Below are 20,820 nucleotides of genomic sequence, written 5' to 3'. Positions count from 1 at the left end.
GGCGGCGATCATGACTAACCAGCTCGAGCGCGAGGGTAATGTCGGTCAAACTATGCTTGGAGGCCCGATGACGGTTGCTGCGAAGCCCGCGAAGAACCAGCAACGCGGGGACCGCGCCATCGAGTTGCGAGTGACGGCAACCCTGGACAACCTTGCGGTGTTGCGGACCCTGGTCGGCGCGGTCGGCACCTTCGAAGACTTGGACTTCGACGCGGTCGCCGACCTCCGACTCGCGGTCGACGAGGTGTGTACCCGGCTGATCCGCTCGGCGGTCCCCGGCGCCACGCTCGAGATCGTGATCGACCCCCATGCCGACGAATTGGTGGTCGAGGCTTCGACGACGTGCGCCACTGAGGATGTCGTGACGCCCGGCAGCTTCAGCTGGCATGTCCTGACGTCGCTGGCCGATGACGTTCAGACGTTCAAGAACGGCAGCGGCGTTTTCGGTGTCACGCTGACTACCCGACGGGCGGGCTCCCAGAGGTGACAGCGCGAGCTGTCGGCGATTCCAAACCCAAACGTCCCAATGAATACGCCGACGTTCCCGACATGTTTCGTGAGCTGGCAACTCTCGACGCCGGTTCGGCCGCATTCCAGCGCCACCGCGACAAGATCGTCGAGCGCTGCCTGCCGTTGGCTGATCACATCGCCCGCCGCTTCGAGGGCCGTGGTGAGCCGCGCGACGACCTAGTGCAGGTCGCCCGGGTCGGATTGGTCAACGCGGTAGCCCGGTTCGACGTCGACACCGGTTCCGACTTCGTCTCGTTCGCGGTGCCCACCATCATGGGTGAGGTCCGCCGGCACTTCCGGGACAACAGCTGGTCGGTCAAGGTTCCGCGTCGGCTCAAAGAACTGCACCTGCGACTCGGGACCGCGACCGCCGATCTGTCACAGCGGCTGGGTCGCGCGCCGACCGCCTCGGAACTGTCCCAGGAGCTCGAGATGGACCGCACCGAGGTCATCGAGGGTCTGGTCGCGGGAAGCTCCTACAACACGCTGTCCATCGACAGTGGAGGCGGCAGCGGCGACGAAGAGGCCCGTGCGATCGCCGACACGCTCGGTGATGTCGATACTGGTCTGGAGCGCATCGAGAACCGCGAGGCACTTCGCCCGCTGCTGGAAGGACTACCGGAACGCGAACGAACCGTGCTGGTCCTGCGGTTCTTCGACTCGATGACACAGACGCAGATCGCCGAGCGGGTCGGCATCTCGCAGATGCACGTGTCTCGTCTGCTGGCGAAGTCGCTCGCGCGACTACGGGACGAGCTGGAATAACCGGTTCTGGCCCGGGTCCTCGTCGTTGGCCTCCGGCAGCGTGTGGACTGACGTGATCAGCGGCAGCGTGTGGTCGGGGTCGCAGATTCGAAGTAGCCGCGACACCGTCTTGTTCGGCACGATCGCCCAGAGCAGATTTGCACCGGCGCACTTGACATTGATCAGGTGCAGCGCCGAAAAGCCAGCAGTACCAAAGAATTTCAGCCCGCTCAGATCCAACACCAGCGGAGTCGAATGAGCGATGCAGAGGTCGAAGTAATCGGCCAGCTGCGCGGCGTTGGACGCGTCGAGCTCACCATGAGCGGTGATCACCACGCGGGCGGTGTCCCACTCCGCGGTGAAGCGGGCGGAGTGATTCTCCCAAGCGGGCGGAGGAAGTGCCGCGTCGGTGCCGCGGACAGGTGTGACAGGGGTGGGTTGTGCAACGAACATCAGGTTGACTCCATCAGTCGACTAAGCGGTCTGTGGATCACGTCAAGCGGATCAGGTGCCGCGCGCGAGGAGAGATCGGGAGAACCGAGCTCCCCTTACGTCGATTAACGCTTACTCCATGCGGCTGGAAACTCAACCTCAATAAGACACTACTCCGGCCACTGTGGGCATTCAACATCTCAGGAGCTTTCAAAGGAAGCCTGGTCAGAGACGCGAAGCCCCAGGGTCGCTCAGCGCGAATTCCCGTTCGGCGCAACGATTGCCGCGGCGAACCGGCTCACCGATTCCGCTGCCGCGGTGACCGCGTCGTCGTGCCCGGGACGCGCTCGGCCGGTGACCTCTCCGGTCGTCGGATCCAGCGTCACCTCGGCCAGCAACTCGCCGGTGGTGGGCTCGCAGACCGCCCACGAGTAGCGCGAGTCCGCCGCCCACTCGGCGCCGCTGCGTGCCACGTGCTCGGGATCGGTGACACCCAGCTCCGCCAGCGCTGGACGGTCGTCGACGCGATCGTCGGCGCGCAGGCCGCGCAGGTACCACTGCCCGGCGTTGATCTCGATCGGGTCGATGTCCGACGACCCGCGCTACTTGATCTCGGCGATGACCGTGCCCTGGGTGATGGCGGCGCCTGCCTCGACGGCCAGCCCGGTGATCACACCGTCTTTGTGAGCGGTGACCGGGTTCTCCATCTTCATCGCCTCCAGAACCACCACCAGGTCGCCCGTCGAAACCTCTTGTCCCTCTTCGACAGCCACCTTCACCACGGTGCCCTGCATCGGGGCCGTCACCGAGTCGCCGGATGCCGCTGCGCCGCCGCCGGCACCGCGCTTGCGCGGCTTCGGCTTCTTACGGATGGCGCCGACGGAGTCGGTGGCGGGACCGCCACCGCCCGACAGGGCCAGGTCGCCCGGCAGCGACACTTCCAGCCGCCGGCCGCCGACCTCGACGACGACCTTCTGCCGCGGCAGCGCGTCGTCCTCGTCGAGGGGCTCTCCGCCGGTGAACGGCTCGATGGTGTTGTCCCACTCGGTCTCGATCCAGCGGGTGTGCACGGTGAAGCCGTTGTCGTCGCCGATGAACGCCGGGTCGGACACCACGGCACGGTGGAACGGGATGACGGTGGCCAGGCCCTCCACGTGGAACTCGGCCAGGGCACGACGGGAGCGTGCGAGCGCCTCTTCGCGGGTGGCGCCGTACACGATCAGCTTGGACAGCATGGAGTCGAACTGGCCGCCGATGACCGAGCCGGCCTCCACGCCGGAGTCCAGCCGCACACCGGGCCCGGTGGGGATGTCGTAGCGGGTCACCGGGCCGGGGGCCGGCAGGAATCCGCGACCGGCGTCCTCACCGTTGATCCGGAACTCGATGGCGTGACCGCGGGGAGTCGGGTCCTCGGTGATGTCGAGTTTCTCGCCGTTGGCGATCTTGAACTGCTGCAGCACCAGGTCGATGCCCGCGGTCTCCTCGGTCACCGGGTGCTCGACCTGCAGGCGGGTGTTGACCTCGAGGAAGGAGATCAGCCCGTCCTGACCCACCAGGTATTCGACCGTGCCGGCGCCGTAGTACCCGGCTTCCTTGCAGATCCGCTTGGCGGACTCGTGGATCTCCTTGCGCTGCGCGTCGGTCAGGAACGGGGCCGGAGCCTCTTCGACCAGCTTCTGGAAGCGGCGCTGCAGCGAGCAGTCGCGGGTGCCGGCGACGACGACGTTGCCGTGCGTGTCAGCGATCACCTGGGCCTCGACGTGGCGCGGCTTGTCCAGGTAGCGCTCGACGAAGCACTCGCCGCGACCGAAAGCCGCGACGGCCTCGCGGGTGGCCGACTCGAACAGCTCGGGGATCTCCTCGATGGTGCGGGCCACCTTCATGCCGCGGCCACCGCCGCCGAACGCTGCCTTGATGGCGACCGGAACGCCGTACTCCTTGGCGAACGCGACCACCTCGTCGGCGTTCTTGACCGGGTCGGGGGTGCCCGGCACCAGCGGTGCCTGCGCCTTGGCGGCGATGTGGCGCGCGGTGACCTTGTCGCCGAGGTCGCGGATCGACTGCGGGCTGGGCCCGATCCAGATCAGCCCGGCGTCGAGCACCGCCTGCGCGAAATCGGCGTTCTCGGAGAGGAAGCCGTACCCCGGGTGGATCGCGTTGGCGCCGGACTTCTCCGCGGCCTCCAGCAGCTTGCCGAAGTCGAGGTAGGACTCGGCGGACGTCTGGCCGCCGAGCGCGAACGCCTCGTCGGCGAGCTTCACGTGGGGGGCGTCGGCGTCGGGCTCGGCGTACACCGCCACGCTGGGCAGTCCCGCGTCCTTGGCCGCGCGGATGACCCGCACCGCGATCTCACCGCGGTTGGCGACAAGAACTTTCGAGATCGTCGAGCTGGCGTGACTGGCCACTTCGCCTCCTGGTGCGCACGTCGTCGTGTTGTCTAAGAGAAATTCTTACAAGTCGTTTCGGGGGAAGTTTAAGCGGCGCGCCGTGAGAGGCGAGACCCGGTGTCTACTTCTCCGCGGACTCGCGCAGGCGGCGCTTGATTCGTGCCAGCATCGCCGACATACCGCGCAGCCGTAGCGGGCTGATCAACTCGGCCAGACCGAGATCGGTGTAGAAGTCCTCAGGCACCGCGAGAATGTCGGCCGCGGGCTGCTCGTCGAGGCCGGCGGCCAGGATCGACGCGAAACCCCGGGTGGTGGGAGCCTCGGCCGGCGCGCTGAAGTACAGCCGCACCCGAGCGGCGTCGCCCGCGTCGACGTGCAGGAACAGCGGCGACTGACACTCCGGCACCGGTTCCATCGCGGCTTCTTCGAGATCGGCGGGCAGCGCCGGCAGCTCGTTGGCGAACTCCAGCAGCAACGTGAGCTTGTCCTGGCCTTGAACTTCGGCGAAGTCGGAAACCACCTCGGCCAGCGGTGCGGGCATGCTCATCAGGCGGGGACGGCCCCCGGCGCGTCGCCGGCCACGATCGGCACCCGCACGGCGTTGCCCCACTCGGTCCAGGAACCGTCGTAGTTGCGCACGCCGGGAATGCCCAGCAGATGCGTCAACACGAACCAGGTGTGGCTGGACCGCTCGCCGATGCGGCAGTAGACGATCGTCTTGTCGTCCGGCTCGATGAAGCCGTACAGCTTCTCCAACTCGTCCCGGCTGCGGAAACGGCCGCTGTCGTCGGCGGCCTTGGCCCACGGGATCGATTGCGCCGAGGGAATGTGGCCGGCGCGCAGCGCACCTTCCTCGGGGTAGTCGGGCATGTGGGTGCGCTTGCCGGTGTATTCGTCGGGGGAGCGCACGTCGATCAGCGGACCCGTGCCCAGGGCGCCGAGCACGTCGTCCTTGTAGGCGCGGATCGGTGCGTCGTTGCGTTCGACGACGGGGTAGCCCGACGACTTCCGGCTGGGCACGTCGAGCGTGGTGTCGCGCCCGTCGTGGACCCACAGGTCGCGTCCGCCGTTGAGCAACCGGACGTCCGGATGGCCGAACAGGGTGAAGACCCACAGTGCGTAGGCGGCCCACCAGTTGCTCTTGTCGCCGTAGATCACCACGGTGTCGTCGCGTGAAATGCCTTTGCGGTCCATCAATTCCGCGAATTGACGGCCGTCGATGTAGTCCCGGACCCGCGGGTCGTTGAGGTCGGTGTGCCAGTCGATTTTGACTGCGCCGGGAATGTGGCCGACGTCGTAGAGCAGGACATCCTCGTCGGACTCGACGATGGCGAGTCCGGGCCGGCCCAGGTTGCCGGCCAGCCAGTCGGAGGTGACCAGCCGTTCCGGGTGGGCGTAGGCGCTCAGCGTCGGACTGGGGTCTGCTGGTAATGGCACACCGCGAGCCTACCCGCCGGTTAGCCTCGGGCGCTGCGCCGTTGACGCTCGCGGGATTTCACGAAGCGACCGGGTTGGCCGCCCACAGTTCGGCGATCGACACCCCGACCCGAGCCAGTAGTGCCCGGGTGTGCGGCAGGCTCAGCCCGATGACGTTGGACGGATCGCCGTCGATCCGGTCGACGAACCAGCCGCCCAGCCCGTCCAGCGTGAATGCCCCGGCCACGCCCAATGATTCGCCGCTGGCCAGGTAGGCGTCCAGGTCCTGCGGCGCGGGCGTCGCGAAATGCACTGTGGTGACGAATGATTCGGAGGCGCGTCGGGCCTCGCCGTCGACCATCCGGATGAGGCAGTGGCCGGTGTGCAGCTGACCGGACCGCCCGCCCATGGATTGCCATTCGCGCCGCGCCGCGTCGATCGACGCGGGTTTGCCGACCAGTCGACCGTCGATGTAGAGCATCGAATCACAGCCGATCACAACGCAATTGGCGACAACGGCGGCTTCGAGCAACGTCACGACGTGCTCGGCCTTGGCTTCGGCGAGGCGACGAACCACGTCGCCCGGAGCGGCATCGGTGCCCAACGCCGCGATGATCGCGTCCTCGTCGACCCCGGACACCACGACCGTCGGCTCCACACCGGCCTGTCGGAGCACCCGTCGCCGGCCTTCGGACGCCGAACCCAGGACGAGTCGGGTCATCGCCCCCGCATGTGCGTTCGCTGCACCAGCGACATCCGCTGCCAGCTGTGAATGGCGTAGCGCAATTTGTCGACGGGCAGTCCCCAGCGCGAGAACTCCGGCTCGACCGGCGCGCCGCCGCCGCCGGAAGCACCGGCCAGCACGGCCACCAGCGCCGCGACTTCGGCATCGGTCGGGTTGCCCTTGAGCACCTGGATGTGCGGCCCGTGCGGGGCCTCCGGAGCCTGGCCGTTCTCTTCGCCCGTCACAGCGGCTTCTTTCCCACTCACAGTGGCCTGACCGTTCGCCTCGTTCCCGTCACTCACTTCGTTCGTTCCGCTCACTCGGCTCACAGTGGCCTGACCGTTCGCCTCGTTCCCGTCACTCACTTCGTTCGTTCCGCTCACTCGGCTCACAGTGGAATGTTCCCGTGCTTCTTCGGCGGCACCTGAGCGATCTTGCGCTCCAGCAACCGCAGCGCGGTCCCGATGTAGCCGCGGGTGTGCGACGGCGGAATCACCGCGTCCACGTAGCCGCGCTCGGCGGCGATGTACGGATTGACCAGGGTGTCCTCGTACTCCTGCTGCAACTGCAGCCGCAGTGCGTCGACGTCGTCGCCGTTGGCGGCGGCTTCCTTGAGCTGCTGGCGGTAGACGAAGCCGACCGCGCCGGAAGCACCCATGACCGCGATCTGGGCGGTCGGCCATGCGACGTTGACGTCGCAACCCATGTCCTTGGACCCCATCACGCAGTACGCGCCGCCGTAGGCCTTGCGGGTGATGACGGTGATCTTCGGAACGGTGGCCTCGCCGTAGGCGTACAGCAACTTGGCGCCGCGCCGGATGATGCCGTTGTACTCCTGACCGGTTCCCGGCAGGAAGCCCGGCACGTCGACCAGCATCACCACCGGAATGTTGAAGCAGTCGCAGGTCCGCACGAAGCGGGCGGCCTTCTCCGAGGCGTTGATGTCCAGGCAGCCGGCGAACTGGGTGGGCTGGTTGGCCACGATTCCCACCGGCCGGCCTTCGATGCGCCCGAAGCCGACGACGATGTTTCCGGCGTAGCCCTCCTGGATCTCGAGGAACTCGTCGTCGTCGAGGATGCGCCGGATCACCTCGTGCATGTCGTACGGCTGGTTGGGCGAGTCCGGAATCAGCGTGTCGAGCTCGAGGTCCTCATCGGTCAGGTTGTCCTCGATCGCACCCTCGGGCACGGGGAACGGGAACTTCGGCGGATCGGTGAAGTTGTTCGGCGGCAGGTAGCTGAGCAGATCGCGGACATAGTCCAGAGCGTCCTGCTCACCCGAGGCGACGTAGTGCACGGTGCCCGACTTGGCCATGTGGGTGTGGGCGCCGCCCAACTCCTCCATCGTCACGTCTTCGCCGGTAACGGTCTTGATCACGTCCGGGCCGGTGATGAACATCTGGCTGGTCTGGTCGACCATGACGACGAAGTCGGTCAGGGCGGGGGAGTAGACATGGCCGCCGGCCGCAGCGCCCATGATCAGCGAGATCTGCGGGACCACGCCGGAGGCCAGGATGTTGTTGCGGAAGATCCGGCTGTAGAGGCCGAGCGAGACGACACCCTCCTGGATGCGCGCCCCGGCGCCATCGTTGATGCCGATCAGGGGACGGCCGGTCTTGATGGCGAGCTCCTGGACCTTGACGATCTTCTCGCCGTAGACCTCGCCGAGGCTGCCGCCGAACACGGTGGCGTCCTGGCTGAAGACACAGACGTCGCGGCCGTCGACCGTGCCGTACCCGGTGACGACACCATCGCCCAGCGGGCGGTTCTTCTCCAGGCCGAAGTTGGTGCTGCGGTGGCGGGCCAGGGCGTCGAGTTCGACGAACGAGCCCTCGTCCAGCAGGGCGTTGATCCGCTCGCGCGCAGTCAGTTTGCCCTTTTCGTGCACCCGCTCGACGGCGGCTTCGCCAACCGGGTGCAGGGTCTCCTCGCTGCGCTTGCGCAGTTCGGCGAGCTTGCCCGCGGTGGTGTGGATGTCGATCTCGTGCTCTGCGCGTGCCTCGACCGGAGTCTCCGAAGTGCTCGTCATGGTGACAGATCTTAGCGGTCCCTTAAATTACGGCCCGCACCCAGCACTGGGGTTTGTCGCGTGTCCTCCGGAGCGGACTGTTGGTCCCCGGGGCCAGCAAAGGTAACCTTCGTCACTTGTCACCTTGATTGTCCCATCGGGCTCGCCCGTCCTGTGGGATGAGCGCCGGAGGAACGTCGGTGAAGTCGGAGAGCACAGGCCTGCTGCGTCAGTGGTGGGACGAACCGGGCGACTACAACTGGGTGGTCGAGTTCTACCGGCGCCGCGGACTGATCGGTTCGCTGCGGGCCAGCGCGGCATTCGGAGGCGTGATCACCGCGCTCGCGACGATCTGTCTGCGGTCGGAGGACCTGATCCGGCCGCACTGGCTGACCCACGGCGTCGTCATCTGGATGTTGGTGAACTCGGTCGGCTGGACGGTCTACTGGTGGTTCGGACCCTGGCCGACCGCCCGGCAGGCGGCGTTGCTGTTCGCCGGCGCCGACATCGGCATCGCCCTCGCCACCGGCCTGCACGCCGAGCCGCTGGCGGCGCTGAGCACGACCCCACTGTTCGCGATGCCCGGCGCGTTCATCGTGTTCTTCTACGGGCCGAAGGCCAACGCCGTGCACATGGCGTTCGCGGCGACGACCATCGTGACCGCCGCGACCTGGCTGGCGCTTTCGGACCGCCCCGACGCGGTGGCGGTGGCGCTGGCCAAAGCGGTGATCGCGTTGACGATCACCGTCGGCATCTTCCCGTTCGTGCAGTTCGGCTTCTGGCTGATCCGCAGCAACTCGATCGAGTCGCTCACCGACCCGCTCACCGAACTGGCCAATCGCCGCGGACTGGCAAACTATCTGGACCGCAAACTGGACACGCTGGCCTCGTCGTCGAAGCCGTTGTGCGTGTTCGTGATCGACCTGGACGGGTTCAAGAACATCAACGACATCTACGGCCACAAGATCGGCGACGCGGTGATCGCAAGGACGGCCGAGCAGATCCGACTCGCGGTCGGCCCGTCGGCGTTCGTCGCCCGCACCGGCGGTGAAGAGTTCGTCGTTCTCGACCAACTGACCCTGCAGGCCGCGGCGGGTATCGCGGAGAGCATGCGCGCAGCCATCGAGGCGCCGGAGACGCCGCAGGCCACCGCCAGCATCGGAGTCGCCACCGGCGACGTCGGGAATATGGCGGCATTCGAGGCGATCCACGCTTGCGCAGACGAGACGATGTACGCCGCGAAGCGCAACGGCGGCAACAGGATTGCGCTGGCCGGGCCGGGTGACGACGCGGAAACCAGGCAGGCGGCCGACGAGATTCCGTTCCGGCCGCAGGAACTCAGCGACGTCGACGCGGAGTCGCTGGAGCTGTGACGTCGGGGGGCAAGCGTTTGCTGCGGGAGTGGTGGGACGAACCGGGCGACTACGCGTGGGTGGTCGAGTTCCTCGGCCCGCGGGGTTATCTCGCTGGCTTGAGGTTGATCATCGGTACCGGCGGACTGTTGATGGGGCTCTCGCTGCTGTGCCTGTGGTCCGAGCAACTCCAGCCGATCGCCATCAGCCGTGTCGTGGTCGCTCTGATGACGGCGTGCGCGTTCGCATGGGCGGCCTACTGGTGGCTTTTTCGGTGGCCTACCGCCCGACAGTCCGCGGTCCTTTTCGTGCTGGCCGACATCGGCATCGCCCTCGCCACCGCCGTCCACGCAAATCCGCTGGCCGCCTTGAGTACTACTCCGCTGTTCGCGATGACCGGCGCGTTCGTGGTGTTCTTCTTCGGCCCACGTGCCAACGCCGTGCACGTGGTCTTTGCAACGGTCACGATCGTGGCGGCGGCGACGTGGTTGGCGCTCTCGGATCAGGTCGACTCGGTGCAGGTGGCGATCTCCAAGGCGATCATCGCGCTGACGGTGACCGTCGGCATCTTCCCGTTCGTGCAATTCGGTTTCTGGCTGGTGCGCAACAACGCGGTGGAGTCTCTGACTGATCCGCTTACCGACCTGGCCAACCGTCGCGGGCTCTCGAATTATCTCGCTCGGAAGTTCGGCAAGCTGACATCGTCGTCGGTTCCGCTGTCTGCCTTCGTCATCGACCTCGACCGGTTCAAGCAGATCAATGACGTCCACGGTCACAAGATCGGTGACGCCGTGATTACCCGGACCGCCGACCGGATCCGCGTCGCGGTGGGTCCGTCGGCATTCGTCGCCAGAACCGGCGGTGAGGAGTTCGTCGCCATCGACCTGCTGTCGCTGCAGGACGCGGCCGCGATCGCAGAAAACATCCGTGCCGCGATCGAAGCCCCGGGCTCGCCGAAAACCACCGCCAGCATCGGGGTAGCCGTCGGCAGGATCGACGACGTCGCTGGATTTGATCCCATCTACGCGTGCGCCGATGAAGCGATGTATGCGGCCAAACGTGATGGCGGTAACCGGATCGCGTTGGGCGGCGTGGTAGGTGGCCCGCAAACCGGTAGGCTCGACGGTGAAATTCCCTTCCGGCCAACGACATTGGGCTCTGATGGATCTTGACTCACTCGCTGCACCCCTGGACGCGACGGCGCTGCGTGACGGGCTGGTCGGGCCCGGCCTGCCGTGGCGTCGACTCGACGTCGTCGCCGAAACCGGCTCCACCAACGCCGATCTGCTGGCGCGTGCCGAAGACGGCACCGACATCGACGGGACGGTGTTGCTCGCCGAATACCAGAACGCCGGCCGCGGGCGGCACGGCAGACGGTGGTCGGCGCCGGCGGGGACGCAACTGGCGCTGTCGGTGGGGGTGGCCGGTGCCTCGGTTCCCCGGCCCGGATGGGGCTGGCTGACCTTGGCTGTCGGCGTCGCGGTCGCGGACGCGCTGGCCGCCATCGGTGTCGAGGCCGGCCTGAAGTGGCCCAACGACGTCCTGGTCGGGGGCGGCAAGCTGGCCGGTATCCTCGCGGAGGTGTCCGCGCCGGCGTCGGCGATCGTCGTCGGCCTCGGCCTCAACGTGACGCTGACCGCCGACGAAGCCCCGGATCCCGCGGCCACCTCGCTGCTCATGCTCGGATCGTCGGCGACCGATCGAAACGCGTTGGCGCGAAACGTCCTTCGTGAGCTCGCGCGGCGTATCGACGGCTGGCGCACCGCCGGCGGCGCCGACCCGGGCCTGGTCGCCGACTACCAGCGCTACAGCCTGACCGTCAATTCGCGGGTGCGGGCCATCATGCCCGGTGACCGGGAAATAGTGGGCGTCGCTCGATCCGTCGACGAGACGGGGCGGTTGTGCGTCGACACCGGCGCCGAAACGGTGGCGATATCTGCCGGAGACATCACGCACCTGCGTCCCAGCGTCTAAAGTCCCGCAGGTGGGCTACCCCGACAACGTGCTGGCCGGTGACGAGCAGGTGGTGCTGCATCGCCATCCGCATTGGAAGCGGCTGTTCTGGCCCGTCGTCGTCCTGATCCTCAGCAGCGGGGCGGCATCGTTCGGCTGCGCGGTGGTCAACGGCACCGCCTGGGACCACAACGCCAAGCAGGTCGTGTACTGGGTGATCGGCGCCATCTGGCTGGTGCTGATCGGTTGGCTGACGGTCTGGCCGTTCCTGAACTGGCTGACAACACATTTCGTCATCACCGACCGGCGGGTGATGTATCGGCACGGGGTGCTCAGCCGCAGCGGCATCGACATCCCGCTGGCCCGGATCAACAGCGTGGAATTCCGCCACCGGTTGATCGACCGGATACTGCGCACCGGCACCCTGGTGATCGAGTCGGCGTCACAGGATCCGCTGGAGTTCCATGACATTCCGCGCGTGGAGCAGGTCCACGCGCTGCTGTATCACGAAGTCTTCGACACCCTCGGCTCCGAGGAATCCCCGAGCTGATTCGCCCGCTTACGGGTCCGCCACGCCCGCATCAGCGTGACGTTGCCGCCTGCTTCGACGTCCTCGAACACCTCGGCGATACCGCCGGCGGTGAGTGCCGATTCCAGCGCCTTGTCGCCGCTGCGGGCCGAGGAGTCCGGGAACACCCAGCGCCGGAACGCCCAGAAGCGGAACGCCATCTGCAGCAGGTTGCCGATGACGTAGGCCGAGACGAAGTCGGCGATGTTCTCCGCGGTCAACGACACCGCCGGCACCCGCAGGTTAAGCATGTAGCTGGACACCCACAGGGGCGCCATGCTCAACACCACGCCGACCCCGCTGAACGCGAAGAACAGCAGCGCCTCGTGGTGACGCTCGCGACCCCCGCGGTCGCGGAAGCTCCACTCCCGATTCAGGATGTAGGACGCGATGACCGCGACGATGCCGGAGATGACCTTGGCCGTCACCGGCTTGGGCTCCAGAATCGTCAGCTTCAGCGTGTAGAAGATCGCCGAGTCGATCACGAACGTCGTCGCGCCGACGATCGCGAACTTGATCAGCTCATGATGACGCTCGGCGTAGGGGCGGATAACCCCCGGCAGTCGGGCGATGGTGGCATCGGCGAAGGACACAATGTCGCAGTCTACGTATTACTAGTTAAGGGTGCTCTGTGACTGTGGCAGCGCCCGCAAACGGCCCGTTCACACCTGCTTGGGGATCATGACACCATTGACTGCCGTGACGAGTACTCCCAACTCCTCGCCCAAGGTCGCCATGGTCGGTGGCGGCCAACTCGCCCGGATGACCCACCAGGCGGCCATCGCGCTGGGTCAGAGCCTGCGGGTGCTGGCCGCCGACCCCGCCGATCCCGCCGCCCAGGTGAGCCCTGATGTGGTGATCGGCGCGCACACCGATCTCGATGCGCTGCGCCGGGTCGCCGCCGGCGCCGCGGCCCTGACCTTCGACCACGAGCATGTGCCCTCTGAGCTGCTGGAAAAGCTCGTCGCCGAGGGCGTCAACGTGGCGCCGCCGCCGCAGGCGCTGTTGCACGCGCAGGACAAGCTGGTGATGCGGCGCCGGCTGGATGCCCTCGGCTCCCCGGTGCCGCGCTACGCGGTCGTCGAGCAGGTCGACGATGTGGATGCGTTCGCCCGGTCGGTGGGTGGCCCCATCGTGGTGAAGGCGGCGCGCGGTGGCTACGACGGTCGCGGCGTGCGGATGGCCGCGGACCTGGCCGAGGCCCGCGACATCGCGGGTCAATATTTGGAATCCGGCGTACCGGTACTGGTCGAGGAGAAGGTCGCGATGCGTCGCGAGCTGTCGGCGTTGGTGGCGCGGTCGCCGTTCGGCCAGGGCGCGGCCTGGCCGGTGGTCGAGACGGTCCAGCGGGACGGCATCTGCGTGACGGTGATCGCGCCGGCCCCGGATCTGCCCGACGACGTCGGCGCCGCGGCGCAGCGCCTGGCTCTGGGCCTGGCGGCCGAACTCGGCGTCGTGGGTGTGCTGGCCGTCGAGCTGTTCGAGACCGTCGACGGCGAATTGCTGGTCAACGAGCTGGCCATGCGCCCGCACAACTCCGGGCACTGGACCATGGACGGCTCGCGTACCAGCCAGTTCGAGCAGCATCTGCGGGCGGTGCTCGACTACCCGCTCGGCGCCACCGACGCCATCGCCCCGCTGACCGTGATGGCCAACGTGCTCGGCGCCGCGCACACACCCGAGATGACGATCGACGAGCGGCTGCACCACCTGTTCGCCCGGATGCCCGACGCCCGGGTGCACCTCTACGGCAAAGACGAACGACCGGGCCGCAAAATCGGCCACATCAACCTGCTCGGCAACGACCCGGCCGAACTGCCGAATCTGCGTGAGCGTGCCGAGCGCGCGGCACACTGGTTGTCAGAAGCGGAGTGGACCGACGGATGGGATCCGCATTCAGATGAGTGAGTCTGTGCGCGTTGGCGTGATCATGGGCAGCGACAGCGACTGGTCGGTGATGTCCGACGCCGCCGACGCGCTGGCCGAGTTCGGCATCGCCCACGAGGTCGGGGTGTACTCGGCGCACCGCACCCCGCAGCGGATGCTGGACTACGCCCAGCAGGCCGCCGATCGCGGCATCGAGGTGATCATCGCCGGGGCTGGAGGCGCGGCCCATCTGCCTGGAATGGTGGCGGCGGCGACGCCGCTGCCGGTGATCGGCGTTCCGGTGCCGCTGGCCAAGCTGGACGGTTTGGACTCGCTGCTGTCGATCGTGCAGATGCCGGCCGGGGTGCCGGTGGCCACCGTGTCGATCGGCGGAGCCCGCAATGCCGGCCTGCTCGCGGTGCGCATCCTGGCCGCGGCCGAACCCGGCCTGCGCAGCCGGATCGTGGCTTTTCAGAAGGAGTTGGCGGAGTCGGTGCTGGCCAAGGATTCGGCTCTGCAGCAGCGTCAAGGTAAAGTTACCGACGAGTAGCACCCGCGGTCGGGACAGAAAAGAGGAGGCCGGAAATGGCTCAGTGGGCCGGAGATTCGTCGTTCGATCTGTTCCAGCTGCCGGACGAGCACAACGAGTTGCGGTCGGCGATTCGCGCGCTGGCGGAGAAGGAGATCGCCCCCTACGCCGCGGAGGTCGACGAGCAGTCACGCTTCCCCGACGAGGCGCTCAAGGCGCTCAACGCGTCGGGCTTCAACGCCGTCCACGTCCCCGAGGAATACGACGGTCAGGGTGCCGACTCGGTGGCCGCGTGCATCGTGATCGAGGAAGTGGCGCGGGTCGATGCGTCCGCGTCGCTCATCCCCGCGGTCAACAAGCTGGGCACCATGGGCCTGATCCTGCGCGGCTCCGACGAACTGAAGAAGCAGGTGCTGCCGACGCTGGCCAACGACGGGCTGATGGCCTCGTATGCGCTGAGTGAGCGCGAGGCCGGCAGCGACGCCGCGTCGATGAAGACCCGCGCCAAGGCCGACGGCGACGACTGGATCCTCAACGGCGCCAAGGCGTGGATCACCAACGGCGGCAAGTCATCCTGGTACACGGTGATGGCCGTGACCGATCCCGACAAGGGCGCCAACGGCATCTCGTCGTTCATCGTGCACATCGACGACGAAGGCTTCACCGTCGGCCCGAAGGAGAAGAAGCTCGGCATCAAGGGTTCGCCGACCACCGAGCTGTACTTCGAGAACTGTCGCATTCCCGGCGACCGGATGATCGGCGACCCGGGCACCGGCTTCAAGACCGCGCTGGCGACCCTGGACCACACCCGTCCGACCATCGGTGCGCAGGCGGTGGGTATCGCCCAGGGCGCGGTCGACGCCGCGATCGAATACACCAAGGAGCGCAAGCAATTCGGCAAGTCGGTCAGCGACTTCCAGGGTGTGCAGTTCATGCTCGCCGACATGGCGATGAAGGTCGAAGCCGCCAGGCTGATGGTCTACAGCGCGGCCGCCCGCGCCGAGCGCGGTGAGTCGAACCTGGGCTTCATCTCGGCGGCGTCGAAGTGCTTCGCCTCCGACGTGGCGATGGAAGTCACCACCGACGCCGTGCAGCTGTTCGGTGGCGCCGGCTACACCACCGACTTCCCGGTCGAGCGGTACATGCGCGACGCCAAGATCACCCAGATCTACGAGGGCACCAACCAGATTCAGCGGGTGGTGATGTCGCGCGCCCTGCTGCGCTGACGACGACTACGCCTGCGCCGGTGCGGCGGCGGCCGTCTGGCTCGCCGCCGCGCTCTCGACGCTGAGCAGGCTCTCCGCCTCGTGGTCTTCCCGGTAGGCCTTGCCGCCGCCGTTGAGGCCGAACAGCCGTTTGCTCCACAGCAGCCACACCACCGCGACGATGTTGACGACCAACGCGAAAGCCCGGAGCGCGGTGACCTTTTCGGTCACCTCGTAGATCTCCAGCGGCAGGAACACGCTTGTCGCGATCACCGCGAAGTACTCACCCCAGCGCTTCATCAGCCAGAGTCCGACTGCCTCGATGAGCTCGATCAGCGCGTAGCCGGCCAGACCGATCGCGATCCACTGCAGCGTCGACGACGACAGCGCGAAGGCATGGGAGATCTGGTGGACGAGTTTAGAATGCTCCGGGTCCCAGCCGATCTGATTGGCCAGCGGCTTCAGCAGCGGAATGTCTCTGTCCAAGGCCTGTTGCAATCGTTCGCGCGAGCCGCTGAATTTCAGCACCCCGGCCGCGACCAGAAGGAACATCAGGCCGCGAAAGGCCCGCTCGACCGCGAGTAGGCGCATCAAGGTGCGATCCCGCAGGAACCGGCCGCGCGGAATCTCCGGCGCGGTGTTCGCCGGACCATGATTGCGCGGCGGCCCGACGACGAACGTCTCGCAGCGCAGGCAGCGCCAGGCCTCCCCGGCGGGCGTCTGGACCGTCAGCCGCTCGCGGAGATTGGGTTCATCGGGAGCAAATGTCGCGTGTCCGCGCAGTCCGCACGAGCGCAGCGCAAAATCCACCATGAGGGCACGCTACAGCGACCGGCCGCGATCGGTCTCAGTCCAGGTCCGGGTTCCAGGTGCCCGGCAGCATCGGCATGGTCGAGTCGGCGCCGAACTGGTCGCGGGTCAACGTCGCCAGCCCGGCCGGTTCGGCGCCGTCCGCACGCGCCGCGCTGCCCGCGAAGCCGAGGCGACCGCCGTCGAGATCGGATGCCGTCACGTCCGGCTCCAAGTCCATGTATTCGTAGCCACGCCCGATCATGGTGGCCTGCGCGCGCCGTCGCCGCCGCACCGGCTGCTTGTCCTCGAGAGCGGCTGCGGCGGCCGGTATTTCGGCGCTGTCGACCGCCGTCTTGGTGGCGCGCTTGCTGGCGCCGCGGGCCTGCCGAGCGGCGAGGCCCAAATCGCCGACCATGTACATGTAGGCCGGCATCGTCACACCCGTTGGACCCGCGGGGGTGGGCGGCGGAGGAGGTGGCGCCGGCGCCGCGACCGGGGCGTGCGCCACCGTCACCGGGGCCGGGGCGGGGGCCATCGGCGCGGGCGCCGGCGGTGGGGGCGGGGTCGGAGCCAACGCGATCGCCGGGGTCAGCGCCGGCAGGGCTGTGGCGGGCGCCAGTCCGGCCAGGCCGGCCAGGCCCGCCAGACCTGCCGCGCCCAGCGGTGCCGCGGCCAACGGCAGCAGCGACGAGGTCGCCAGCGGCAACAGGCTGGGCAGCGCCAGGAGCAGCGGCTCCAGGATGTAGTGCAGCAGCTGGATGGTGTTGCCGATAGTGGACCCGACGATCTCCACCAGCGCCAGCGGCGCGACCAGGATCAGCGCCTGTGGGTTGACCGCGGCGGTGTAGACGATCGCCAGCAGGTCGTCGACGATGACCATGCCGGTGAAGGCGATGTAGGAGCCGGGGTCGAGCGGGACCGACAGCACGTAGGCGAGGCTGAACGGGTTGAGGTAGCTCAACGGGTTGCCGGTGAAGGCCAGCCACGACCCGGGCACGCCGATCGGCGGCAACCACGACGGGTCCAGACCCTGCAACCACGCTCCGATCGGATCGTTGACGCCGGTGTAGCCGATCTCGTTGAAGAAATCCAAAAGCTGCTGATAGAGCGGGAAGTCGCCGGTGTTCGGATAGGGCGGTTGCGGGAACAGGCCTTCCAGATATTGCTGCAGTTGGGTGAACCAGGCCGGCGGTGCCGTCGGATCGGTGGCATCGGCCGCCGCAGCCTTCATGATCGTCGGCGCCGGTTGGGCCGGCGGCGCGGCGGCGACGCTCGCTCCCGCGACGCCCTCGTAGGTGCCCATCACGGTGGCCGCTTGTACCCACATCCGCGCGTAGTCGGCCTCGGTCAGCGCGATCGGGATGGTGTTGATGCCAAAGAAATTGGTCGCCGACAACACCGCGTGGGTGGCGTGGTTGGCCGCCAGCTCACCCAGGGTAGGCATGGCGGCCAGTGCGGCGGTGTAGGCCGCTGCCGCAGTTTCCTGCTCGGCGGCCATCGCGGCGCTGTTCACGCTCTGTTGCAGCAGCCACTCCAGATACGGCGCGTGCGCGGCGGCGTAGCTCTCAGCGCTCGGGCCCTCCCAGCCGCCTTGCGCCGCGCTCAGCACCGCGGTCAATTCGTCGGCGGCCTCGGAGTATTCGGTGCTCAAGCCGGTCCACGCCGACGCAGACGCCAACAGGGAGCCCGGACCCGGGCCGCTACTCAGTAGCGTCGAATGCACTTCCGGGGGTGAGGCGATCCAGATCGGCGCGGTCACGGCCGGCCGTCGGAATCTGGAAACGACAACGCGCGCAGCGCCATGAGGGACTCTCGCTCCCGGGGTCGACCGCCCCGTGTTGCAGGACGCGATGACGTGAGTCTCCTGGCTCTCGGATCGCTGCTTGCCTCGCCTTCCGGCCGTGGCCGTGGCTGGTGAGGGTCGCTCCCCGATGACAGTGGCGGGACCGCGCCGGATTCACACCGGCTTCCTCTGTCGTCATCGCCTAACGGGGGAATTTTGCCACACCACGTCAAATGCCGCTTTCGAACCGTCGGCGCGTCATCCCTATCGGGTCCCGGGCGGCGAAGCCGAACTGTACGGTGACCGCATGACGGGCAACCCGCGCGAGGCCGTGCGCAATCAGCTCTTGCTGAATGCGCTCAGCGGTCCGGTCGATCTCAATGCGGTCGATTGGCTTGTCAAGCACCACCATTCGTCCGCCTCGCCGCACGAGGTGCAGGCCGAGACGCTGGACGCGATCAGCGAATGGGTGGGCGAGGGGCTGTTCCGGCTCGGCGAGCCCGCGGGCAAGGCGAGACGTTTTGCCGCCTGGCATCATTCGCTCGAACATTCACTGCACAAGATCTCGCACGCCTACATCAAGCGGTACGACGATCCCGAGAAGTGGATGTACTCGGTGTGGCTGGCCTTGACGGCGAAGGGCGAACTGCTGGCCCGCTCGATCGAAGACAAGGACATCGACGGGTACCGGTCGCCGGCGACGTGAACGCGCCCCGGATCCGGCTCGCGACCGCCGACGATCTGGTGCGCGTCCGCGAGATCGTCAACCACTACATCGAGCAGTCGGTGTTCAATTTCCGGACCGAGCCGCAGAGCCTCGACGAGGTGCGGGCGTCATGGGAGAAGCTGCACGGGCGGTTCCCGTGGCTGGTGGCCGGCATCGACGGCCGTGTCGTCGGGGCGGCCTACGCGGGACCGTGGAACGAACGCGCGGCCTATCAGTGGACCGCTGAGGTCACCGTCTACATCGAGGAGTCCGTGCATCGCCGCGGAGTCGGTGACGCGCTCTACACCGAGTTATTGGACCGACTGCGTATCAACGGGTTTCACAGCGCGGTCGCGGTGATCGCGTTGCCCAACGACCCGAGTGTGCGGTTGCACGAACGGCACGGGTTCGTGCGCGCCGGACACCTTCGCGAGGCGGGTTTCAAGCACGACGCCTGGCACGACGTCGGGTTCTGGCAGTGCGTCCTGGCTCGCTAGCCGGCGACGAGTTCTGCGGTGCAGTAATAGTTTTCGGTCTGACCGTCATTTCGTTCCGGCGCGGGCAGTCCGGCGTCGGCCAGTAGCCGGCTGGACCGGTGCCGGGTGGTCTGCCAGCCGCGTTCGTCCAGGTAGGGCGCCACGTCGCGGCGTTCACCGCTGTACCAGAGGTCGTCGAGGCGGGCGTCGAGGCCGTGTTGGTACCACTTCTCCGACGACGCGTGCATGACTTCCAGCGATTCCGGTGAACTCAGAAAGATCTCGACGACCAGCCGGCTGCCGGGCGCACTGAGCTCGGTGATGTTGTCCAGCAAGCGATCCTGGGCGTCGGGCGGCAGGAAAGCCAGCAGGCCCTCGGCGACCCACGCGGTGGGCAATTGGGCGTCGAAACCCGCGTGTGCCAGCGCCCCCGGCCAGTCGTCGCGCAGATCGATCGGCACTGCCCGCAGGTCGACGGTCGGCTGGGCCCCGGCCGCAGCCAGCGTCGCGGTCTTGAAATCCGTCACCTGCTGCTGATCGATCTCGAACACCACCGTCTGCGCGGGCCAGGACAACCGGTAGCCCCGCGCGTCGAGGCCGGAAGCCAGGATCACGACCTGGCGGATGCCCGACGTCGTCGCGTCGGTGATGAATTGGTCGATCAACCGGGTGCGCACCGCCAGCAGGTCGGTCATCGGCTGCATGCCCCACGGGTGGCCCGCGATATCGACCTCGTCGCCACTGATCTCACCGTTCGCCCAGCGGGTGAAGAAGTCGACTCCGACCGCGCGAACCAGCGGCTCGGCAAACGGATCGTCGATCAGCCCGTCCCGGGTGGCTCTGCCCCGGCCCGCGGCGACCATGGTGGCGGTGGCTCCCACACTCGTTGCCAGATCCCAGGTGTCGTTCTCGGTACGCGCCATGTGAGCCAGGGTAGCCATCCGATGCTGGGAGTTACCTTGCGGCGGGAGGCCGCAATTCGGCGACATTCCTTAACGCAGCGGCCAGTTGCCATTCACTTTTCTGGGATCGCGGCCGCATAAGGTACCGCCTTATGAGCGCACCTTCACCCGTGCCCCCGACAGGCTTGTCCGCCGGCAACTGGTCTCCACCGCGCTGGGAGACCACGTTCATCAGCGTGACGAACGCGACCCTGCAGGTCGTCATCGACGAGGCCGACCGCGCTCTCAACGCCCACGGGGCCGAAGGCTGGGAAGTGGTGAACTCCTCGGTGCAGCGGGTCCAGGTTTCGCACCACTTCGCGGGCTACGACAAGGGCGGCGAGTTCTACTTCGAGTGGAGCATCGTCTGCACCCTGAAGCGTCCCTTGGCGCCTTCTTGACGGCCGGACTGGTTCGCCCCCGGCGCG

General features: G+C 67.4%; 24 protein-coding genes and 1 riboswitch. Of the genes, 12 read left to right on the top strand and 12 right to left on the bottom strand.

Going from position 1 to position 20,820, the window contains the following annotated elements:
- Positions 1-67 precede the first annotated feature (67 nt).
- Both ACZYW1_RS05750 and ACZYW1_RS05745 read left to right on the top strand, forming a co-directional pair.
- Positions 68-487 carry an ATP-binding protein gene (locus tag ACZYW1_RS05750; RefSeq protein WP_463784017.1) on the top strand — a complete coding sequence of 140 codons (420 nt, stop codon included), beginning with the start codon at positions 68-70 and terminating at the stop codon, positions 485-487.
- Complete coding sequence (locus tag ACZYW1_RS05745; protein ID WP_463784015.1) at positions 484-1,275, top strand: RNA polymerase sigma factor SigF; 792 nt, start codon at positions 484-486, stop codon at positions 1,273-1,275. Before ACZYW1_RS05750 ends, ACZYW1_RS05745 begins: the two co-directional genes overlap by 4 nt.
- On the opposite strand, the gene ACZYW1_RS05740 is transcribed toward ACZYW1_RS05745, so the two are convergent.
- The 8 genes from ACZYW1_RS05740 to ACZYW1_RS05705 form a co-directional block, all read right to left on the bottom strand.
- Positions 1,255-1,707, bottom strand: coding sequence for an STAS domain-containing protein (locus ACZYW1_RS05740; protein ID WP_463784013.1), 453 nt, complete (start codon positions 1,705-1,707; stop codon positions 1,255-1,257). The genes ACZYW1_RS05745 and ACZYW1_RS05740 overlap by 21 nt on opposite strands.
- A gap of 230 nt (positions 1,708-1,937) precedes the next feature.
- Positions 1,938-2,273, bottom strand: a complete 336-nt coding sequence (locus tag ACZYW1_RS05735; RefSeq protein WP_463787701.1) for a hypothetical protein — start codon at positions 2,271-2,273, stop codon at positions 1,938-1,940.
- Positions 2,274-2,288: 15 nt separating this feature from the next.
- Complete coding sequence (locus ACZYW1_RS05730; protein ID WP_463784011.1) at positions 2,289-4,091, bottom strand: acetyl/propionyl/methylcrotonyl-CoA carboxylase subunit alpha; 1,803 nt, start codon at positions 4,089-4,091, stop codon at positions 2,289-2,291.
- A 103-nt stretch (positions 4,092-4,194) separates the two neighbouring features.
- Complete coding sequence (locus tag ACZYW1_RS05725; RefSeq protein WP_463784010.1) at positions 4,195-4,620, bottom strand: SufE family protein; 426 nt, start codon at positions 4,618-4,620, stop codon at positions 4,195-4,197.
- Positions 4,620-5,510, bottom strand: a complete 891-nt coding sequence (locus tag ACZYW1_RS05720; protein ID WP_463784008.1) for a sulfurtransferase — start codon at positions 5,508-5,510, stop codon at positions 4,620-4,622. The genes ACZYW1_RS05725 and ACZYW1_RS05720 overlap by 1 nt, the downstream gene beginning before the upstream one ends.
- 58 nt (positions 5,511-5,568) lie before the next feature.
- On the bottom strand, positions 5,569-6,210 hold the full coding sequence (locus ACZYW1_RS05715; RefSeq protein WP_463784006.1) for a Maf family protein: 642 nt from the start codon (positions 6,208-6,210) through the stop codon (positions 5,569-5,571).
- Complete coding sequence (locus ACZYW1_RS05710; RefSeq protein ID WP_463784004.1) at positions 6,207-6,458, bottom strand: acyl-CoA carboxylase epsilon subunit; 252 nt, start codon at positions 6,456-6,458, stop codon at positions 6,207-6,209. Before ACZYW1_RS05710 ends, ACZYW1_RS05715 begins: the two co-directional genes overlap by 4 nt.
- Positions 6,459-6,601: 143 nt before the next feature.
- Positions 6,602-8,242, bottom strand: a complete 1,641-nt coding sequence (locus ACZYW1_RS05705; RefSeq protein ID WP_463784002.1) for an acyl-CoA carboxylase subunit beta — start codon at positions 8,240-8,242, stop codon at positions 6,602-6,604.
- Positions 8,243-8,421: 179 nt separating this feature from the next.
- Between ACZYW1_RS05705 and ACZYW1_RS05700 the strand changes: the two genes are divergently transcribed.
- The 4 genes from ACZYW1_RS05700 to ACZYW1_RS05685 are packed head-to-tail and all read left to right on the top strand — an operon-like array spanning position 8,422 to position 12,076.
- A complete protein-coding gene (locus ACZYW1_RS05700; protein WP_463784000.1) occupies positions 8,422-9,594 on the top strand; it encodes a GGDEF domain-containing protein in 1,173 nt (390 codons plus the stop codon).
- Positions 9,591-10,745 (top strand): GGDEF domain-containing protein, encoded by a 1,155-nt coding sequence (locus ACZYW1_RS05695; protein WP_463783998.1) that lies wholly within the window; start codon positions 9,591-9,593, stop codon positions 10,743-10,745. Before ACZYW1_RS05700 ends, ACZYW1_RS05695 begins: the two co-directional genes overlap by 4 nt.
- Positions 10,735-11,547 carry a biotin--[acetyl-CoA-carboxylase] ligase gene (locus ACZYW1_RS05690; protein ID WP_463783996.1) on the top strand — a complete coding sequence of 271 codons (813 nt, stop codon included), beginning with the start codon at positions 10,735-10,737 and terminating at the stop codon, positions 11,545-11,547. The genes ACZYW1_RS05695 and ACZYW1_RS05690 overlap by 11 nt, the downstream gene beginning before the upstream one ends.
- Before the next feature lie 10 nt (positions 11,548-11,557).
- Complete coding sequence (locus ACZYW1_RS05685; protein WP_463783994.1) at positions 11,558-12,076, top strand: PH domain-containing protein; 519 nt, start codon at positions 11,558-11,560, stop codon at positions 12,074-12,076.
- Here ACZYW1_RS05685 and ACZYW1_RS05680 read toward each other — a convergent pair.
- A complete protein-coding gene (locus ACZYW1_RS05680) occupies positions 12,031-12,687 on the bottom strand; it encodes a GtrA family protein (protein ID WP_463783991.1) in 657 nt (218 codons plus the stop codon). The genes ACZYW1_RS05685 and ACZYW1_RS05680 overlap by 46 nt on opposite strands.
- A gap of 88 nt (positions 12,688-12,775) precedes the next feature.
- Here ACZYW1_RS05680 and ACZYW1_RS05675 point away from each other — a divergent pair, with 88 nt between their 5' ends.
- The 3 genes from ACZYW1_RS05675 to ACZYW1_RS05665 are packed head-to-tail and all read left to right on the top strand — an operon-like array spanning position 12,776 to position 15,715.
- Positions 12,776-14,002 carry a 5-(carboxyamino)imidazole ribonucleotide synthase gene (locus tag ACZYW1_RS05675; RefSeq protein WP_463783989.1) on the top strand — a complete coding sequence of 409 codons (1,227 nt, stop codon included), beginning with the start codon at positions 12,776-12,778 and terminating at the stop codon, positions 14,000-14,002.
- Positions 13,995-14,510 carry a 5-(carboxyamino)imidazole ribonucleotide mutase gene (purE, locus tag ACZYW1_RS05670; protein ID WP_463783987.1) on the top strand — a complete coding sequence of 172 codons (516 nt, stop codon included), beginning with the start codon at positions 13,995-13,997 and terminating at the stop codon, positions 14,508-14,510. Before ACZYW1_RS05675 ends, purE begins: the two co-directional genes overlap by 8 nt.
- Before the next feature lie 35 nt (positions 14,511-14,545).
- The gene (locus ACZYW1_RS05665) at positions 14,546-15,715 is read left to right on the top strand and encodes an acyl-CoA dehydrogenase (protein ID WP_463783985.1); all 1,170 of its coding nucleotides are present in this window, start codon (positions 14,546-14,548) and stop codon (positions 15,713-15,715) included.
- A gap of 6 nt (positions 15,716-15,721) precedes the next feature.
- On the opposite strand, the gene ACZYW1_RS05660 is transcribed toward ACZYW1_RS05665, so the two are convergent.
- Both ACZYW1_RS05660 and ACZYW1_RS05655 read right to left on the bottom strand, forming a co-directional pair.
- Positions 15,722-16,507, bottom strand: coding sequence for a DUF2127 domain-containing protein (locus tag ACZYW1_RS05660; RefSeq protein WP_463783984.1), 786 nt, complete (start codon positions 16,505-16,507; stop codon positions 15,722-15,724).
- A gap of 34 nt (positions 16,508-16,541) precedes the next feature.
- Positions 16,542-18,245: a PPE domain-containing protein gene (locus tag ACZYW1_RS05655; protein WP_463783983.1), complete on the bottom strand. Its 1,704-nt coding sequence runs from the start codon at positions 18,243-18,245 to the stop codon at positions 16,542-16,544.
- Positions 18,246-18,323: 78 nt separating this feature from the next.
- Positions 18,324-18,508: riboswitch (cobalamin riboswitch) on the bottom strand.
- A gap of 68 nt (positions 18,509-18,576) precedes the next feature.
- Between ACZYW1_RS05655 and ACZYW1_RS05650 the strand changes: the two genes are divergently transcribed.
- Together ACZYW1_RS05650 and ACZYW1_RS05645 are read left to right on the top strand one after the other, a co-directional pair.
- Complete coding sequence (locus ACZYW1_RS05650; protein WP_463783981.1) at positions 18,577-18,975, top strand: hypothetical protein; 399 nt, start codon at positions 18,577-18,579, stop codon at positions 18,973-18,975.
- Positions 18,972-19,472, top strand: coding sequence for an N-acetyltransferase family protein (locus ACZYW1_RS05645; RefSeq protein ID WP_463783979.1), 501 nt, complete (start codon positions 18,972-18,974; stop codon positions 19,470-19,472). Before ACZYW1_RS05650 ends, ACZYW1_RS05645 begins: the two co-directional genes overlap by 4 nt.
- On the opposite strand, the gene ACZYW1_RS05640 is transcribed toward ACZYW1_RS05645, so the two are convergent.
- Positions 19,469-20,374, bottom strand: coding sequence for a class I SAM-dependent methyltransferase (locus ACZYW1_RS05640; protein ID WP_463783977.1), 906 nt, complete (start codon positions 20,372-20,374; stop codon positions 19,469-19,471). The genes ACZYW1_RS05645 and ACZYW1_RS05640 overlap by 4 nt on opposite strands.
- 131 nt (positions 20,375-20,505) lie before the next feature.
- Here ACZYW1_RS05640 and ACZYW1_RS05635 point away from each other — a divergent pair, with 131 nt between their 5' ends.
- The gene (locus tag ACZYW1_RS05635) at positions 20,506-20,793 is read left to right on the top strand and encodes a DUF4177 domain-containing protein (protein ID WP_463783975.1); all 288 of its coding nucleotides are present in this window, start codon (positions 20,506-20,508) and stop codon (positions 20,791-20,793) included.
- Positions 20,794-20,820: the final 27 nt, after the last annotated feature.

Source organism: Mycobacterium sp. IDUB_36 (assembly GCF_055419225.1).
The sequence above is the reverse complement of the archived record's forward strand: the minus strand, read 5'-3'. Positions and strand labels throughout refer to the sequence as shown.

Coding starts and splice junctions, on each gene's coding strand:
- ACZYW1_RS05650 (WP_463783981.1), top strand. CDS start 18,577: ATGACGGGCAACCCGCGCGAGGCCGTGCGCAATCAGCTCTTGCTGAAT.
- ACZYW1_RS05635 (WP_463783975.1), top strand. CDS start 20,506: ATGAGCGCACCTTCACCCGTGCCCCCGACAGGCTTGTCCGCCGGCAAC.
- ACZYW1_RS05640 (WP_463783977.1), bottom strand. CDS start 20,374: ATGGCGCGTACCGAGAACGACACCTGGGATCTGGCAACGAGTGTGGGA.
- purE (WP_463783987.1), top strand. CDS start 13,995: ATGAGTGAGTCTGTGCGCGTTGGCGTGATCATGGGCAGCGACAGCGAC.
- ACZYW1_RS05715 (WP_463784006.1), bottom strand. CDS start 6,210: ATGACCCGACTCGTCCTGGGTTCGGCGTCCGAAGGCCGGCGACGGGTG.
- ACZYW1_RS05725 (WP_463784010.1), bottom strand. CDS start 4,620: ATGAGCATGCCCGCACCGCTGGCCGAGGTGGTTTCCGACTTCGCCGAA.
- ACZYW1_RS05750 (WP_463784017.1), top strand. CDS start 68: ATGACGGTTGCTGCGAAGCCCGCGAAGAACCAGCAACGCGGGGACCGC.
- ACZYW1_RS05690 (WP_463783996.1), top strand. CDS start 10,735: ATGGATCTTGACTCACTCGCTGCACCCCTGGACGCGACGGCGCTGCGT.
- ACZYW1_RS05705 (WP_463784002.1), bottom strand. CDS start 8,242: ATGACGAGCACTTCGGAGACTCCGGTCGAGGCACGCGCAGAGCACGAG.
- ACZYW1_RS05675 (WP_463783989.1), top strand. CDS start 12,776: ATGACACCATTGACTGCCGTGACGAGTACTCCCAACTCCTCGCCCAAG.
- ACZYW1_RS05660 (WP_463783984.1), bottom strand. CDS start 16,507: ATGGTGGATTTTGCGCTGCGCTCGTGCGGACTGCGCGGACACGCGACA.
- ACZYW1_RS05665 (WP_463783985.1), top strand. CDS start 14,546: ATGGCTCAGTGGGCCGGAGATTCGTCGTTCGATCTGTTCCAGCTGCCG.
- ACZYW1_RS05740 (WP_463784013.1), bottom strand. CDS start 1,707: ATGTTCGTTGCACAACCCACCCCTGTCACACCTGTCCGCGGCACCGAC.